Source organism: Halarcobacter ebronensis (genome assembly GCF_013201825.1).
GTDB lineage: Bacteria > Campylobacterota > Campylobacteria > Campylobacterales > Arcobacteraceae > Halarcobacter > Halarcobacter ebronensis.
This window is the reverse complement of sequence record NZ_CP053836.1, coordinates 2,918,273-2,935,065: the sequence shown is the minus strand read 5'-3', so window position 1 is coordinate 2,935,065 and position 16,793 is coordinate 2,918,273. Positions and strand designations below refer to the sequence as shown.

Annotated in this window: 14 protein-coding genes; all 14 read left to right on the top strand. The window is 25.4% G+C overall.

Annotation, left to right across the window (positions count from 1 at the left end; genetic code table 11):
• The 14 genes from AEBR_RS14295 to AEBR_RS14230 all read left to right on the top strand — a co-directional run bounded on the left by AEBR_RS14295 (position 1) and on the right by AEBR_RS14230 (position 16,773).
• Positions 1-1,461 (top strand): hypothetical protein, encoded by a 1,461-nt coding sequence (locus AEBR_RS14295; protein ID WP_129087082.1) that lies wholly within the window; start codon positions 1-3, stop codon positions 1,459-1,461.
• 12 nt (positions 1,462-1,473) lie between these two features.
• On the top strand, positions 1,474-2,664 hold the full coding sequence (locus AEBR_RS14290; protein WP_129087081.1) for a radical SAM protein: 1,191 nt from the start codon (positions 1,474-1,476) through the stop codon (positions 2,662-2,664).
• Position 2,665: 1 nt separating this feature from the next.
• On the top strand, positions 2,666-3,178 hold the full coding sequence (locus AEBR_RS14285) for a GNAT family N-acetyltransferase (protein WP_164969472.1): 513 nt from the start codon (positions 2,666-2,668) through the stop codon (positions 3,176-3,178).
• Position 3,179: 1 nt separating this feature from the next.
• Positions 3,180-4,349, top strand: a complete 1,170-nt coding sequence (locus AEBR_RS14280) for a DegT/DnrJ/EryC1/StrS family aminotransferase (RefSeq protein ID WP_129087079.1) — start codon at positions 3,180-3,182, stop codon at positions 4,347-4,349.
• Positions 4,350-4,353: 4 nt separating this feature from the next.
• Complete coding sequence (locus AEBR_RS14275; protein ID WP_129087078.1) at positions 4,354-5,628, top strand: glycosyltransferase family 2 protein; 1,275 nt, start codon at positions 4,354-4,356, stop codon at positions 5,626-5,628.
• A 55-nt stretch (positions 5,629-5,683) separates the two neighbouring features.
• The gene (locus AEBR_RS14270; RefSeq protein ID WP_129087077.1) at positions 5,684-6,940 is read left to right on the top strand and encodes a hypothetical protein; all 1,257 of its coding nucleotides are present in this window, start codon (positions 5,684-5,686) and stop codon (positions 6,938-6,940) included.
• A gap of 20 nt (positions 6,941-6,960) precedes the next feature.
• Positions 6,961-7,899: a methyltransferase domain-containing protein gene (locus AEBR_RS14265; RefSeq protein ID WP_129087076.1), complete on the top strand. Its 939-nt coding sequence runs from the start codon at positions 6,961-6,963 to the stop codon at positions 7,897-7,899.
• 1 nt (position 7,900) lies between these two features.
• Positions 7,901-9,031, top strand: a complete 1,131-nt coding sequence (locus AEBR_RS14260; protein WP_129087075.1) for an FkbM family methyltransferase — start codon at positions 7,901-7,903, stop codon at positions 9,029-9,031.
• A gap of 131 nt (positions 9,032-9,162) precedes the next feature.
• Positions 9,163-9,789, top strand: a complete 627-nt coding sequence (locus AEBR_RS14255) for a class I SAM-dependent methyltransferase (RefSeq protein ID WP_228712174.1) — start codon at positions 9,163-9,165, stop codon at positions 9,787-9,789.
• A 4-nt stretch (positions 9,790-9,793) separates the two neighbouring features.
• Positions 9,794-10,879 (top strand): glycosyltransferase, encoded by a 1,086-nt coding sequence (locus tag AEBR_RS14250; protein ID WP_129087073.1) that lies wholly within the window; start codon positions 9,794-9,796, stop codon positions 10,877-10,879.
• The gene (gene asnB / locus AEBR_RS14245; protein WP_129087072.1) at positions 10,867-12,615 is read left to right on the top strand and encodes an asparagine synthase (glutamine-hydrolyzing); all 1,749 of its coding nucleotides are present in this window, start codon (positions 10,867-10,869) and stop codon (positions 12,613-12,615) included. The genes AEBR_RS14250 and asnB overlap by 13 nt, the downstream gene beginning before the upstream one ends.
• A gap of 326 nt (positions 12,616-12,941) precedes the next feature.
• Positions 12,942-13,619 carry an O-methyltransferase gene (locus AEBR_RS14240; RefSeq protein WP_228712173.1) on the top strand — a complete coding sequence of 226 codons (678 nt, stop codon included), beginning with the start codon at positions 12,942-12,944 and terminating at the stop codon, positions 13,617-13,619.
• A 12-nt stretch (positions 13,620-13,631) separates the two neighbouring features.
• On the top strand, positions 13,632-14,693 hold the full coding sequence (locus AEBR_RS14235; protein ID WP_129087071.1) for a DUF354 domain-containing protein: 1,062 nt from the start codon (positions 13,632-13,634) through the stop codon (positions 14,691-14,693).
• A 10-nt stretch (positions 14,694-14,703) separates the two neighbouring features.
• Entirely contained in the window at positions 14,704-16,773 is a 2,070-nt protein-coding gene (locus tag AEBR_RS14230; protein ID WP_129087070.1) for a 6-hydroxymethylpterin diphosphokinase MptE-like protein, read from the top strand.
• The last annotated feature ends 20 nt before the right edge of the window (positions 16,774-16,793 follow it).

Genomic DNA, 16,793 nt, shown 5'->3' with positions numbered 1-16,793 from the left:
ATGATTAGTTTAGACTTCTCAACATACAGATTTTATGAAAACCTTGCAAAGATGAATTTAACCAATTGGAGAATTCAGGCTTTATTTAATTTGGATTTATTTGAAAAAGCAAGTTTTCCAGTTAGAGTCAAAAACAACATGGAACTTAGGATGCTTATTGATACAATGCAAGAGAATAGATTTGAATCATTTATGAACGAATTAGATGGTTTGACAGAAGATGAGTTAGAGGAATTTCTTCATGCATTAAAAGAGAGTTACTATTTTCAAGTAAATATGTTTCCTCATCAAAAACCTATCATATCTTATGATACAGTATTGCATGCATTAGTCATAAAAAACCGTTTAGAACAATTAAAACCTGAGTATAAAACCTTATTAGAGATTGGACCAGGTTGTGGTTATTTTAGTTTCTATCTAAAACATAGAGAGTGTTTGAAAAATTATACTGCAATAGAAGCTTGTGAAAGTTTTTATTTATTACAAAATCAAGTAAATCAATTTTGTTTTGGAAGTCAATTTGAACAAAAAGTACCCATTCCTATTGAGTATGTAGAACCTAAAATAAACAAAACATTTGGAATCAATGATGAAACATTAATTGAATTAGATAAAAACAATTTTATTAGTAATAAAGAGGAGAAAAGAGCTTTTCATCTTCCATGGTGGAAACTTGGGAGTTTATATGAAAGTAAGAATGTTTTTGACATTATAATGTCAAATAGTAACCTATTGGAATTTAGCAGTGGTGCATTAACATATTATTTAGACCTTATTCAAAATAAACTTGATAAAGAAGGATTCTTTTTTGTTAATGGTCCTGGGCATCACACTTCTGCAACACAAAGAGAAGAATTAGGACAATTACTTTTTCAAGCTGATTTTGCACCAATTGCTATTGTAAGTGAGGTAGAGAACCTATATGATTTAAAAGTTATTGAAAAAGAAATTATGGATGAGGATGAAGTTGTTTTTTCACCTTTTACCATGCAAGTTAAAAAATTTTTATATGAAGAAAAAGATAAATTATTAAAAGATAAGAGTGTAGTTATCATTGATGATTATATAACACACCACGATGATTTTAAAGAGTATAAATTCATATCAACATCAATGCTTAAACAACACAAGATATCTTCAAAAAAAGTTATTATAGGTACTCGTTCACAAAATATATATGATACATTTGAGACTTTCTTTATCGAAAGAGGGTTTAATATTTTAAATTTAAATGATATTGTTATTCAAGCCAAAAGTTTTTGTATGTGGACAGGAATTTTTATTAATAAAAAACACGAATTATTTGAAAAATATCATAAGAGGGAGTTGTTTAGAAGACCTTCTTTTTTTGCAGATGAGTTTGAGTTTAAGCAGTTGTTTGAGGGTGATATAACACAAAAGAGAAAGAAGTATTCCAAAATAGAGATTAAGCAATTACTTCAAAAAAAATTAGATAAATAAGTAGGATTGGAAATGTTATTATCTGATAAAGAGTTTTACAAGTTATATGGAAAAATATTTAATGAAAAATTAGCAGAAGCGAAGTATTTTGTTAAAAACCCTAATCTTTTAAGATATAAAATAGAAAAATTAAAGAGGGGAGAAAATAAACTTTTAGCACCTAGTGTTGATGAGTTTTCTCATAAAATGACTTATTACAAGGGATTTGTAAAATATCCTCATCGACTAAAAAACTATATAGTCTCAAAAGAAGAAGAATATTTACCAGTTAGAAACTTTTTCCCTACAATAATGGATTTAGAACCTAATAGTAGATGTAATTTTAAATGTATCATGTGTCATGTTTCATCTTGGGAAAAAGGAAAAAGAGCTGAAGATATGACTTTTGAACAGTTTAAAGAATTTATAGATTCTAATCAAAATTTTATAGAAATAAAATTACATGGAATGGGAGAACCTCTTCTTCATAAAGATTATTTCAAAATGGTTGAATATCTTTCTTCTCAACATATATGGACAAGAACTTCAATAAACGGTTCTTTATTACATAAAAATGAAAATTATAAGAAACTAATTGATGCGGAGATAGGTGAAGTCCAATGTTCTTTTGACGGAGCAACTAAAGAAGTGTATGAAAAAATTAGAGTTAATTCAAATTTTGAAAAAGTAGTAAGTAATTTTACTTTGTTAAATAATTATGCCAATGAAAAAAATAGACCATATACAAGAATGTGGGCATTAATACAAAATTATAATAGGCATCAGTTATTTGATTTTGTTGAATTAGCAAAACAGATGAATTTTAAAAGAATAAGTTTTTCAATTACATTAAATGATTGGGGAAGAGAAGAGTGGCATGAGAAAAATGAGAAGTTGCAATCAAAGGGATTAAGTGAAGAAGAGGAAGTAAAACTTTTAGAATTGTCAAAAAAATATGATATTGATATTAGTGTTTGGGAGCAAGCAAATAAATATAAAACAGACTCTTTAGAGAATTTATGCCCTTGGGTTTTTAATAGACCGTACATTAGTTCTGATTCTAAAGTCGTTCCATGTTGCATGATAGCTGATCCTGATGTTATTAATTTTGGAGATATAAGTGAATTTAAAAGTTTGTGGAATGGTAAAGAATACCAAGACTTTAGAAAAAAACATTTAGAAGGAGATATCCCTTCTTGTTGTAAAAGTTGTTATGGGAATTAAAATGGGAAAAATTGAAGTTAGAAAAGCATTAGAAGAGGATAAGGAGATTATTTGGAAATGGTGGAATGATGAAACCACTAGAAAAATGATGAAGCAAAATGAATTTGTTCCATGGGAAGACCATATCAAATGGTATGAAAATACTTTAAAGAGTGAAAAAAGAATTTTATTAATGTCTTTGGAAAATCAAAATAAACTAGGGGTAGTTCGTTTTGACTTTAAAGAAAGCAATATATATGAAGTAAGTATAAATTTAAATCCAGAGTATAGAGGCAAAGGTTATGGAAAATTAATACTAAAAGCATCTTTGAACTTTTTTCTAAAAGAGAATCAAGAGGTGAAGAAATTATTTGCGATGTTTAAAAAAATAAATGTAGCTTCGAAAAAAACTTTTTTAGAAAATGGCTTTGTATTAGTTTCTAAACCTGATATGGATATTTCAGGTGTAAAAAAACTTGATATGGAAACTGAAGAGTATAGTGAATTAATAGTGAATAAAAAAGAGGAAAATTAAAATGTATGAAATGCCAGCAAGATTTTCTTTTGGTAATGAAGAAGTTTATGCAATAGAAAAAGTAATTAATTATTATAAGCAAAGGGGCGAAGATCCAGGCTATAATGGTGTTTTTGAAAAAGAGTTTTGTGAAAAATTTTCTTCTTATATGGGAGGAGGCTATAGTGATGCAGTAGCAACTGGTACAGCATCAATTTATACAGCACTTTTATCTTTGAATTTACCTAAAGGTAGTGATGTTCTAATATCTCCTGTTACAGATAATGGACCTTTGAATTGTATTATAATACTTGGATATAAACCTGTTTTGATTGATAGTAAAAAAGGAAGTTATAATATTGATTTAGAACAATTTAAGAAAAGAGTAACACCAAATACAACAGGGGCAGTTTTAGTTCACACTGGAGGTGAGCCTATTGAGGATATTGAAGATATTGTTTTAGAGGCTAAACGTTTAGGTATAAAAATATTAGAAGACTGTTCTCAATCAATTGGTGCAGAAGTTAATGGTAAAAAGGTTGGTTCTTTCGGAGATATTGCTGCTTTTTCTACAATGTATAGAAAGAACTTGATTGCAGGCTCTTCCGGAGGAATTGTTTTTACTAAAAGTAAAGATTTATATCACCTTGCATTAGCCCATGCAGATAGAGGTAAACAACCTTGGAGAGATGATATTAATCAAAATGATCCAGGTTGTGCACTTTTCCCTGCACTTAATTTGAATACAGATGAGATATCTTGTTCAATTGGTATTTCTTCCCTTAATAGATTAGATGAAACAATAAAAAGAAGAGTATTATTTCTTGAATATTTTATTCCATTACTTAAAGAAAAATCTAAATTTTGTAGTCCTTATAATTTTAATAAAAACTTTTCACCTTTCTTCTTTCCAATTTTTGTTGATACTTCTAAAATTAACTATTCAAAAAAAGATTTTGCTGAAAGATTAAACAAAAAAGGTGTTCCCAATAATGTAAATTATGGATGTGTTATTTCTGATTGGATTTGGGCACAAAAATATTTATCTGATGATTTTAAAACTACTAATGCACTAGAGGTTAAAAATAATTCATTTAATCTATTTTTTAATGAAAACTATACTTCAAAGGATGCAGATTTTATTGTTGAAACAATTGTCTATTTAGAAAATGAATTATTAGGTATAGGATAATAAATTGAAAAAAGCTTCAATAGTAATACCTACATTTAATAGAGCAAATTTTTTAAAAAGAGCTTTACTTAGTGCTACTTCTCAAGTGTACTCAAATTTAGAAATTATTGTTAGTGATGATTGTTCAGATGATAATACAAAAGAAGTAGTTGAAGAATTCTTGCATGATGATAGAGTAAAGTATTTTAAGCATATAATAAATAAAGGACAAGGAGATAATTACTTTTATACTATTAAAGAACTAGCAAATGGAGAATGGGTATTTTTATTAGCGGATGATGATTATTTTAATAGTAAGTACTATGTATCTGAAGTTATGAATTTAGTGATAAATGATGATGTTCATATGGTTTTAACTAACACAAAGATTGATTTAGGGATTACGCAATCAACATGTCATAAAGATATTCACGATAAGTATGGATTGAAAAATTATGATAAAAAAACATTAATAGATATATGGAAAGAATACCCTCATATATTAGATGGTGCAAATTGTTTTAAAAGGGATATTTTTTTTAAAGGATTTGGGGATAATTATAAAGAATCTACTATGAGTCTTGTTGAAGATTTTGATTTAGAAGTATTAAAACAAAATGTTATATATTGCCCTGAAGCTTCATATATATTTACAAATGGGGAACATAGTTTAAATAAATTTAAAGTGAATATTTATGAATATATATTAATCTTGAAATCATTTGTAAGACCTATAAAGTATGCTTTAAAGGAATCAATTTTTAGTAAAAAACAGTTAGAAACAATCTATTTAAAGAAATGGGAGTACTATTGCAATTGTACATCATTTGTATCGTCAGTATTAGATGAAGAGTTTTTAGATTTTGTTAAATTAATTATAAATAGTTCTTTAGAAAATGATAATATTTTTAATTTAATAGAAAAAAAAGCAATTAAATATTCTAAACTATATCAAAAAGAAATAGACAAGAAAATTATAGAGTATTCAAAATATGATCATATTTATAAAAATAAAAATAAAAAAATTGATGATGCAAAAACAGTAATAATCTATGGAACTAAAATTAGAGCTTTAGAGTATAAGTCATTTTTTGAAAAAAAAGGAAAAGAGATAAAATCTTTTCTTGATGATTTTTCTTATGGGTATGAGATAGAAAATGTTTTTGTACATAATATACAAAAAACTGATGATATTAAAGCAGATCTATATGTTATTGCCACTGATAAGTTTAATTTTGTTGAGAAAATGTATGAAAAACTAATAAATAAGAAAGTTGATAAAGATAAAATTATAGCATAATCTAATTTTAAGAAATGTTTAGATATCCTAATTATTATATTTTTAAGGAATAATAATGTTGAATAGTGGCTCAATATCTTTTAATTCTGCTCCACATTCTAAACCAACGAATGAGTTTAAATATTTATTAAAAAGAGCCGTTATAGATTTTTTTGGAGCAATTTTTTTAATTGTATCTTTACCTATAGTATTACTTATAAATAAACTTATTCCTTCTAAAAAAAGAAGAATAATGGTAGGTACTCATCCTATTGTAAGCAATATACATTATAAATATTTGTTAGAACATGGTTTACCTGAATATGAAATAGAAATATTTATATTTGAAGACTGGCTAAATGAAAAAAGTTATTATGATATTTCTGCTAAAGATATTTTTCCTAAATGGATAGTAGGTAAAAATGCATATGACATAGCTCCTTATTTTGTACTTTTATGGGCATTAAGAAAATATAATGGATTTTATTGGCATTTTGATGGAGCAATTTTAGAAAGAACTTTTTTATGGAGAGTTGAACCTCTTATTCTTGAACTATTTGGTAAAAGAGTTATTATGCAAGCATATGGAGCAGATCAATGGACAATTTTGCAATCTAATAATAATTTAAATTTTAAAATAGGTTTAACCCAGCATAGAAAAAGGTATTTTATGATGGATTTAAAAAAGATTAAAAGAAATTACATGTGGTGTAAATATGTACATCAGATTTCTGGAGATGTGAGATATTTACCTGTTGTAAATAGTTTCAGCTTAGCTCATTTCTTTGTTGAGACAAATGAGTTAGAATATAATGTAAATCAAAATTTAGAAAAGATAATAATTTCACATTTTGCAAACCACCCTGAAAGAAAAGGATCTAATGCTATAAAAGTAGTATGTAATAACTTAATTAAAAAAGGTTATAATATAGAGTATAGAGCTATTTCAGGGGTAAAAAGAGAAGAAGCATTAAGGATTCTTGACTCTTCTCATATATTTATAGAACATTTGTTTAATGGTATTATTGGTACTGGTTGTTTAGAAGCAATGGCAAAAGGGAATATAGTATTAACAAATATTGATGATAGATTAATTGATCTTGCATTGGTTCAAGATTATGAATTTTATTCAGATTTTTTTGATAATGCTCCAATTATTAATGTAAATATAAGAACTTTAGAAAAAGAACTTATTTCCATTATTAATGAAAAAGAAAATATATTAAATAAAATTGAAAAATCAAGAGAATTTATTGAGTTAGCGAGTAAAAAAGTAAAAGATGGGTTTTCTGATGACGAAAATATTAAAAAAATTTATAGTGAAGCAAAATAATTTTAAGTCAAGGAATATAAATGTTATCAAAATTAGTAGATATTTTTGTTTGTCCTTCTTGTAAAAACTCATTAAGTATTGATGTTGAGGAAGAAAAAAACAATAGAATAAAAGAAGGAACTTTCCATTGTTCTTCTTGTTCATCAAGTTATAAAATTATTAATTTTGTTCCAAGATTTGTTACAAATGAAGAATATGTTAGCTCTTTTGGAGATGAATGGCATTTATTTAAAAAGGTAAAGAATAGTAAAACTGATATGTCTAAAGATGAAATGGATAAATATCTAGGGTTAAAAGAAGTTAATATCAAAGATAAAATGGTTTTAGAAATTGGCTGTGGAGCAGGACCATACTTAGATGTATCTGGAAGAGAATATGGAGCTAAACATGTTATAGGAGTTGATTTAAGTCGTGCGGTTGATGCAGCGTATGAAAATGTAGGAAATCTAGAAAACATAACAATAATACAAGCAAACCTATTTTCTTTACCTTTTAAAGAGCCTATCTTTGATTTAATATATTCATTAGGGGTTCTGCATCATACTCCTAATACTAAAGACGCATTTAATGCAGTAATACCCTATGTAAAAAAAAACGGAGAAGTTTCAATTTGGCTATATGGAAAATATTGGGAAAGAAAAATAAGAAACCAAAATTGGATAAGAAAAAATATAACTTCAAAGTTTTCATCTAAGCAATTATATATTTTTAGTAAATTTGCTTCGTATTTATATTATCTATATTTAATACCAATTTTAGGCGATGGATTAAGAGAACGTATTCCAATAGCTATGGATAAAGATATTGAAGTTAGACAATTAAATACATTTGATATGTACAGTCCAACTTATATAAATTATCATTATTTAGATGAAGTTTATAGCTGGTTTGAAGAAGCAAAGTTTGAACAAATAAGACCTAATAAATATTTATTAGGTATGAAAGGGATAAGGAGATAGTATGATTTTTTCTCTTAATGATATACCCAAAAATAAAAGACTAATAATTTATGGGTATGGACATGCTGGACAGATGTTATTAAAATTTTTAAGTATTTATCGACCAAATCAAACTATAAAATGTATAGTTGATGATAACTACAAAAATTCAGATAATGATTTAAAGATTATTACTTTTGAAGACTTAAACGATATTTATTCACAAAATGATTTAATTTTGGTAACACTTTTATTAAGTGACAAAATTGAGTATAGATTAAGAGAAAATACAAAATTCAATTATTCATTGATAAGGTTAAATTATTTTCATGATGACATTGAATTTCTTAAATTCAAAAAGTTTTACAATAATAAACGTAAATATATATCTAAGTTACATAGTTTTGACGAATATAAAGAGAAAGATAAGCTTAAAAGAGTATTGTCAATTTTTACAAATGAAGTTGACAAAGAACTTTATAGTACAATAGTCAGTTGTTGGCATGAAGGAGATGAACTTATTCAGGATTATTTTGTTAACAATTTTGAAAAAATAGGGAGACATTATTTAGAGTATTTAGATTTTTCAAAAATTAAAAATGTTATTGAAGGAGGTGTAGCAGATGGAATCAATAGTATTGAATTTTTGTCCTTATTATCAAAAGATTGTAAGATATTTGGATTTGACCCTATATTTAATGAATATAATGAGTCTAAACATAAAAAATATCTTGAAGAAAATAATAATTTTGAAGTTATATTAAAAGGATTATGGGATGTTGATACTAACTTGGAAATAAATATCTCTGATTCCCTTCCTCTAGCTTCAGTTAGTGAAGTAAAAAGTATTTTGTCTAAAACAATAGAAGTTACATCAATAGACAATTTTATGAATGTAAGAAAAATTGATAAATTGGATTTTTTAAAGTTAGATATTGAAGGTGCCGAATATAATTGCTTAAAAGGTGCAATTAATACATTAAAGAAAGATAGACCACAATTAAGTATTTCTATTTATCATAAATATGAACACTTATATGAAATACCATTATTTTTATATGATAACCTGGCTAACTATACTTTCAGATTAGGACAATATCATTATGAACATGGGGAAACTGTATTGTATGCTATACCTAATGAGTTAATATGAAAATATTAAATAGACTTAACAACTTTATATCTTTTAAAATAATACCTTTCTTAACTGGAGAAAATAAAAAACCGTATGTGTATATAACAAACTTAAATTATTTGAATTGGAGACATCTTAAAACATCTATATTGAAGAGTAAACCTTACATAAAAGGCAAGTGTGTTGATATAGGTTCAGGAAATTCTCCTTATAAAAAAATTATTATTGATGGTATTGCTGAATATATATCTGTTGATAAAAGTAATATTCATAAGCATATGTTTTCATCTTTAAAGGAAAAGTTTATAGATGCTGATATAAAAGAATTACCTTTTTTAAATGATAGTTTTGACACTATAATATTAACTCAAGTATTAGAGCACATAGATGATCCCTTTAAAGCACTTAGTGAAGCTAAAAGAATTTTAAAAAAAGATGGTGTACTTATTCTATCAGTACCCTTTATATACCAAGCTCATGCCGTGCCATATGATTATTTTAGATTTAGTGAGTTTGGTTTAAAAAAAATTTGTAATGATTACAATTTTGAGATTATTGAACTTCATAGGCAAGGTTATTTAGGAACTACAATATTTTCAATTATTAATGGGTTTATTTGGGAGTTATTAAGTTTAAATAAGATTTTAAGGAATACAATTGGATTACCATTTTTATTAATAACATTTGCAATAAATAATTTATTTGGATTACTTTTAGATATTATAAAGTTAAAAAACTATAGTCCAAACTTTTGGTTAATCTTGAAAAATAAATAAAGATATGAAAATAATAATATTTACCCAGAATTTAGATTTTGGAGGAGTACAAAAGTCAGTATATTTATTAGCCAATTATTTAAAAAAAGAGTATGACTTAACAATTATTCTTGCAGAGGATAATAAAAAAATAAGATATAAAATTGATGGGATAAATATTTTACAAATTAAGACTCCATTAATAAATATTAAAGATCCTAATGTAGGAGAAAAACTTTATAAATATAGAATTATTGAACTTGATAATCTTCTCAATAAAGTGAAACCCAATATTTTAATAAGTTATGAAGATTATAATAATTTGATTACTTTAAATTGTGAATATAAATGTAAGAAGATTATTTCTTGTAGGGTAAGTATAAAGGATAGTTATGAAAAAAGAAGAATTCATCTTTTAGAATCAGAATTTTATTACAATATGATTAAAAAATTATATAAAAAAGCAGATAGAATAATAACTGTAAGCGAATCAATAAAAAATGAACTAATAGATGATTTTCAACTTGATAATATCATAACAATATACAATGGTATAGTTCACAATAATGATGTGGTTTCGTCAAAATATTCAAATTTTATTTTAAATATAGGTAGACTTCATACTCAAAAAGGTCAAAAAGATTTAATCAAAGCTTTTAATGAAATTAAAGATAAAGTAGATGTCAATTTAATTATTGTTGGTGATGGTAATATGAAAGAAGAGTTATTAAGTCTTGTCAATAGATTCAACTTAGGTGAAAGAGTTTTATTGGTAGGATATGATGACCCTTACAAATACATAAAAAATTGTAAGCTTTTTGTATTTCCTTCTTATTATGAAGGGTTTTCAAATACTATTCTTGAAGTTATGAGTTGTGAAAAAAATATTGTTTCATATAATTATAAAGGAAGTAAAGAAATATTATATGAAGATAATATAGTTCCCCTTGGAAATATTAAGAAATTGTCAGAAAAAATTTTATATTATTTAAATAATGAGAGAGAGAATATAGATTGTTCAAAAAAACTATTTGAAAAATCACAAAATTTTACGCTAGAAAAAACATTGCAAAATTATAAAAAGGAAATAGAAGCTTTATGTGTGGAATAATTGGTACAAATAATAAATCAGTAAATTTCACAAAAGCTGTGGAATTATTAGAACATAGAGGTCCTGACAATTTAGGTTATTATGAATATAAGAATAATCAGTTTGGACATACTAGATTATCAATTATTGATTTAGATAAAGAAGCTAATCAACCTATGGAATTTGATCAGTTAGTTATAACCTTTAATGGGGAGATATATAATTATAAAGAACTTATTGAAAGTGAAAAACTTCACTGCGTAACTAAGTCAGATACAGAGGTTTTAATCAGGTTATATCAAAAATATGGAAAGGATTTTTTAAATAAACTTAATGGGATGTTTTCATTTTGTATTTATGATAAAACAAAAGATAGTTTTTTTTGTGCTAGAGATAGATTTGGGAAAAAACCATTTTATTATTATCATAAAGATGGAATATTTATTTATGCGAGTGAAATTAAATCAATTTTAAAACTTTTATGCACACAACCTGAAATGAATATGAATGCTTTTTATGAATATTTATCATTTATGACACCAATAAATACAAATACTTTTTATAAAGATATAAAAAAACTTTTTGCTGGAAGTTTTTTGTATAAAGAAGGGAAAGAGTTTATTACAAAAAAATATTATGATATAGATAATATTAATACTACAGTTTTTGATGAAGAGGAGGCATTAAAAAGAATTGAGGAAATTTTAATCTCTTCAGTTAAAAGTAGACTTGTCTCTGATGTTGAAGTTGCAACATTACTTTCTGGAGGAGTTGACTCTTCTTTAGTGTCAGCACTATATGCAAAAATTGGAAGGAAGAAGATTAACACCTTTTGTATAGGTTATGATGAATATGAACATTATAGTGAACTTAATTATGCAAAAGTTGTTTCGAAACATATAAAATCAAATCATCATGAGTTAATCATGAATAGTAAAGATTTTGTAAATACACTTGATTTAGTTTTTAATCAGATGGATGAACCTTTTGCAGATAGTGCATCAATTCCAACTTATTTATTAAGTGAGTTTATAAATAAACATGGCATTAAAGTCGCATTATCTGGTGAAGGAAGTGATGAGAGTTTTTTGGGCTATGATAATTATTTCAAAATGTTGGAGTATTATGATAAGAAGCCTCAAAAAGAAGTTTTTAATTTGACTAAAGATTGGGAATATAACTTTAGGGCACTAAACAAAAAACACATATATCAGACAAGTGGAGAAACTTTTACTGAGATTCAAAAAGAAAAATTGTTGCTTAATTATAAGGCTTCATCATATATCGATAATTATAATTGTAATTATCCACCTTTTAAATGGTTAACATATATAGATTTTAAAATTTGGATTGAAGATGTTCTAATGACAAAAATAGATAGGATGTCTATGGCACATTCATTAGAGTTAAGGGCGCCTTTTTTAGATTATCGGCTTGTTGAATATGTTCTTAGTATTGATAAAAGTGTTAAAATAGGAAATACAAACAAATATCTTTTGAAAAAAATAGCAGAAAAGTATCTTCCTTTGGAAATTGTAAATAGAAGAAAAAAAGGATTTTCATTTCCATTTATAGAGTGGTTACATAAAGAGTTAAAAGATGAGTCATTATCTACCATTTTAAAAGCTAATAAGAAACTTGGGTTATTTGATGAGAATTTTTTAAAATATATTTATACTGAATCAAAAGATGGTAGATTTAAACAACACTTTTGGAGTTTGTATATTTTTGCTAAATGGTTTAATCAAAATTATTAACTTAATGGTATTTATTATATCTTGTAATTAAGTCAAGTAAAGAGTATGTTTTATCCTTAAAGGAGCATTTTATGATTAATTGGATTTATCTACTTGATTATAACATTGCGATTTTTATGGATTTACAATAAAATAAATCCTCTAAAAAAAGAAATGTATTAATTGATAGATATTCAATAGTGTACAATACAAATTATAAAGATTTATTAATAAAATTGTTAAATAAATTTATGAGAAAGATAAATAGTATTCTTATAATCAATAAAGTTTTTGTAATATTAATATATAATTATTTTTTATGCATTAAAAAATCATAAAGGTATGGGATGATAAATTTGACAAAAGAAGATTATGAAATCTTTGAAAGTATTGAAAAAATTAGAGAAGAGATTAAAAAAAAGTATATTCCTATTAAAGTTATAGATTATGGAGCGGGAAATCCTGAAAATGAAAGAAGTGCACATACGATGTATAAGGGTGTAGAAAAAATAACAAATACTTTTGAACAGTGTTCAATTGGGCTAAAAGAAAAATGGGCTGAAATAATTTATTCCTTAGTAAAAGAAAATATGCCCAAGAAAGTTTTAGAACTAGGAACATGTTGTGGTTTTTCTAGTATATATATGGCAAAAGGATGTAGTAGTTCTTTAATATATACAATAGAGGGTGATAAAAATGTAGCTAAAATTGCTAGTAAAAATATAAAAGCCGCATCTTGTAGTAATATAAAACAATTTGTAGGAAGATTTCAAGATATATTGGATGATGTTTTAAATGAAATTAAAGAAATTGATATGGCTTTCATTGATGGTCACCACGATAAAAAGGCAACACTAAATTATTTTGAAAAGATTAAACCTTTTTTATCTGAAAAATCAATTGTTATTTTTGATGATATTTCTTGGTCAAAGGGAATGATTGAAGCATGGGAAATTATAAAAAATGATTCTATGGTAAAAGAATATAAAGATTTAAAGAAATTAGGTATTTGTTATTTCTACTAAAAGGTTATATATATGATTTGGTTTGATCTTGTGACTCCAAAGTCAGTTTTATTTTTTATCCCTATTATTAAAGAGATTGAAAAAAGGGGTCGAAAAGTTTTAATTACAGCTAGAGAAGGTTCTGGTTATACAGAAGTTGTAGAACTTTTAAGACTATATAATATGGAGTTTGTAAATAGAGGTGAGTTTGGTGGAGCTGGGTTAAAAAATAAACTTCATGCTTCAATTGAAAGACAAAAATCTTTGATGGAGTTTGTTACTTTATACAATATTGAAAAATTAGTTTGTTTATGTTCTGTTGATGCAAACAGAGTTGCTTTTGGTCTTGGTATACCAGTTGTTAATTTCTATGATATTCCTTTATCTGATTGGGAAACAAACTTTAAAAAAGCTTTACCTCAAGCAAGATTAACTCTTCCTCTCTCTAATAAAGTATTTAAACCTTTTGTTGTTCCTGATGAGATATTTTTACGATTTTCTTTAGATTCAGAGCAAATATTTACTTATGATTTTATTGACCCATTAATTTGGTTAAAAGATTTTAAACCAGATTTTTCTTATGTAGAAAAGATTCTAAAACCATATAACCTTGATTTATCAAAAAAATTGATTGTTATAAGAGAAGAAGAGTATAAATCTTCATATGTTGATAAAAAATATCCTATTCTTTATGAAGCCTTGGAAAATATAAAAACATTGACAGATGCAAATATTATAATAATTCCAAGGTATGAAAGTGAATACTTAAAAAATGAATTTCCTTTTGCCACTATTTTAGAGGAAAAAGTGGTTATTCAACATCTTTTGGCATATGCCGATTTATTTATTGGTGGTGGTGGTACACTTAATACAGAAGCCTGTTTTTTTAATACTCCAACAATATCAACAAGAAGTTTTATTTGTCATTATGATAAATATCAGATTGACGAAGGATTAATGTGTTGGGTTTCAACAAAAGATGAACTACTAAAAAAAGTTATAGAACTTTTGAGTAAGAATAAAGAAGAAAAAGAAAATCCTTTTTTATCTATGGATTTAAATATTCAAAAAATGGTAGATCAAATATTAAAGTAGAAGGATAAGAATGTCATTAGAAAAAGCCCAAGAGCAATTACAGGAAATATTAGTAAAAACATTTTTTTCAAATTTAGAGTTATTAAAAAAATTTGATAATGAACTATACTGTAGAGTAAATGGACTTTCTCAAGCTATAGAAACTGAAGTATATAAAGAGAGATACTTCCTGGAGTTTATCCAAGAAGCTAATGAATTTGATATTTATGATTCTCATACAAAAGAGTATCTTTACAAAAGAAAGCCAAAACAATTTAATCGAAGGTTATTTAATAGTGTAAATTTAGATAAAAAAAGTTATTTTTCTTCCCTCTTACGAGAACCTTATGACTTAAATAATAGTTATCAAGAAGTGAATTTTGATTATGAATCATATGAAGAGTTAGAACCAATGATTTATAATGATATGAAAGAGTTTACTGATATATTAAAAGATGATACTACAAAGGAAAAAGTTTTTAATAGAATTGAAAAATTTGTTTTTGTAGGGACTTTACTTGGACGTCACCTTATTGATATTCATAGAAAAATAATGGCAAAGAGTTATTTTATATGTGAAAATAATTTAGAAATTTTTAGACTTTCTCTTTTTGTAATCAATTATGCTGATGTTTTCAATGGAACTAAGATTAGATTTTCAATTATGGACGATGAAAATAGTTTCATCAAAAAATATCAACTATTTTTGGAAGATAATTCAGATGAAAATTATTATATAAAATATTCCACTACAAATTATAATGTGTCGGAAATGATGAATAAGATTATTTCTACAATGTACAAAATAAATCCCATGACTTTTGATTATACTAGAAGTTTATATAACCTTGTAAAATTGACATCACAAAGGGTTAATAGTGATAATATATTAGTTGCAAATAAAAAGGAAAAAGGATTTGATTTTTCAAATAGTAATCCTGTTCTTTTTGTTGCAGCAGGTCCATCTTTACAAGATAATATACTGTGGCTTAAAAAATATCAAGATAGGTTTATAATTGTTGCAATTGGAGCTTCTTATAAACTACTTTTACAAAATGGAATCACTCCAGATATTATAAGTTCGGTTGAACCAAGTTTTTGGGAATTAGAAAAGCATCATTTTACTAAAGAAAATATAGAAAATTTACAAAATACAATTTTTTTATTTTCTATTATAACGCCTAAACAACTGACCAATACTATTAATCCAGAAAATGTCTTTTATTTTGAGATAAATAACTCTTTTAAAAGTAATTCAACAATATATAAAGGGTATAGTGTAGGAGAATTAACTGTTTCTTTACTATTAGATATGGGAGTAAAAGAGCTTTATATGTTAGGAACAGATTTAGCAATAAATAAAAAAACAGGGGAAACGCATTTCTCAAATTATAAAGATTTAGTAAAAAAAGAGGTCCAAAATATTAATATAACTAAATCTTTAGAGACAACTAAAACTTCATATAAAGATGATTTAATTCCTGTAACAGGAAATTTTGAAAAGGAAGTCTTAACTACAAGAATATTTATTAGTTCAATATTTGCATATATGCAAACTTTTGAAGATTTTAAGAAAGAAAATCAAAAAGTAATTAACCTTTCAAATCATGGTGCATATTTACAAGGTTCAGAAGCAAAAAAAGTAGAAGATATAGAAATAAACACTTTTAATAAAATAAATAAGAAAGATATAAAACAAATATTATTAGAAAATTTAAATAAAATTAGTGAAAACAAATTGACAGTAGGAGAGTTAGCAATAGTCAAAAAGGAGATAGAGTATTTTTCAGAATTGATAAAATGTTTAGAAAATGAAAAAAAACATAAAATAGACAATTTTAATCAATTAAAACAATTGTTAGAGGCTACAAATCAAAATATAAAAAAAATAGGATATGCTACATTGTTAAATTTTGTGTATGAAGAGTATTCAAAACTAGCGAATATTTATATTTGTTACTGTTTTAACAATAAAAAAATTAAAAATGAACAAAAAAAAATAATGGAAGTAAAAAAAGTTTGGTTGAATCAAGTAATAAGATTGACGAAACAGTATATTGAATATTTAGAAGATATCTTAAAAAGCAAGGGGACTTTCTAAAAGAAAGCCCTCTTTTAAAA

Bases quoted from the DNA above. Each gene is read 5' to 3' on its own strand.
- AEBR_RS14295 (WP_129087082.1), top strand. From the start codon at position 1: ATGATTAGTTTAGACTTCTCAACATACAGATTTTATGAAAACCTTGCA.
- AEBR_RS14290 (WP_129087081.1), top strand. From the start codon at position 1,474: ATGTTATTATCTGATAAAGAGTTTTACAAGTTATATGGAAAAATATTT.
- AEBR_RS14285 (WP_164969472.1), top strand. From the start codon at position 2,666: ATGGGAAAAATTGAAGTTAGAAAAGCATTAGAAGAGGATAAGGAGATT.
- AEBR_RS14280 (WP_129087079.1), top strand. From the start codon at position 3,180: ATGTATGAAATGCCAGCAAGATTTTCTTTTGGTAATGAAGAAGTTTAT.
- AEBR_RS14270 (WP_129087077.1), top strand. From the start codon at position 5,684: ATGTTGAATAGTGGCTCAATATCTTTTAATTCTGCTCCACATTCTAAA.
- AEBR_RS14265 (WP_129087076.1), top strand. From the start codon at position 6,961: ATGTTATCAAAATTAGTAGATATTTTTGTTTGTCCTTCTTGTAAAAAC.
- AEBR_RS14260 (WP_129087075.1), top strand. From the start codon at position 7,901: ATGATTTTTTCTCTTAATGATATACCCAAAAATAAAAGACTAATAATT.
- AEBR_RS14250 (WP_129087073.1), top strand. From the start codon at position 9,794: ATGAAAATAATAATATTTACCCAGAATTTAGATTTTGGAGGAGTACAA.
- asnB (WP_129087072.1), top strand. From the start codon at position 10,867: ATGTGTGGAATAATTGGTACAAATAATAAATCAGTAAATTTCACAAAA.
- AEBR_RS14240 (WP_228712173.1), top strand. From the start codon at position 12,942: ATGATAAATTTGACAAAAGAAGATTATGAAATCTTTGAAAGTATTGAA.
- AEBR_RS14235 (WP_129087071.1), top strand. From the start codon at position 13,632: ATGATTTGGTTTGATCTTGTGACTCCAAAGTCAGTTTTATTTTTTATC.
- AEBR_RS14230 (WP_129087070.1), top strand. From the start codon at position 14,704: ATGTCATTAGAAAAAGCCCAAGAGCAATTACAGGAAATATTAGTAAAA.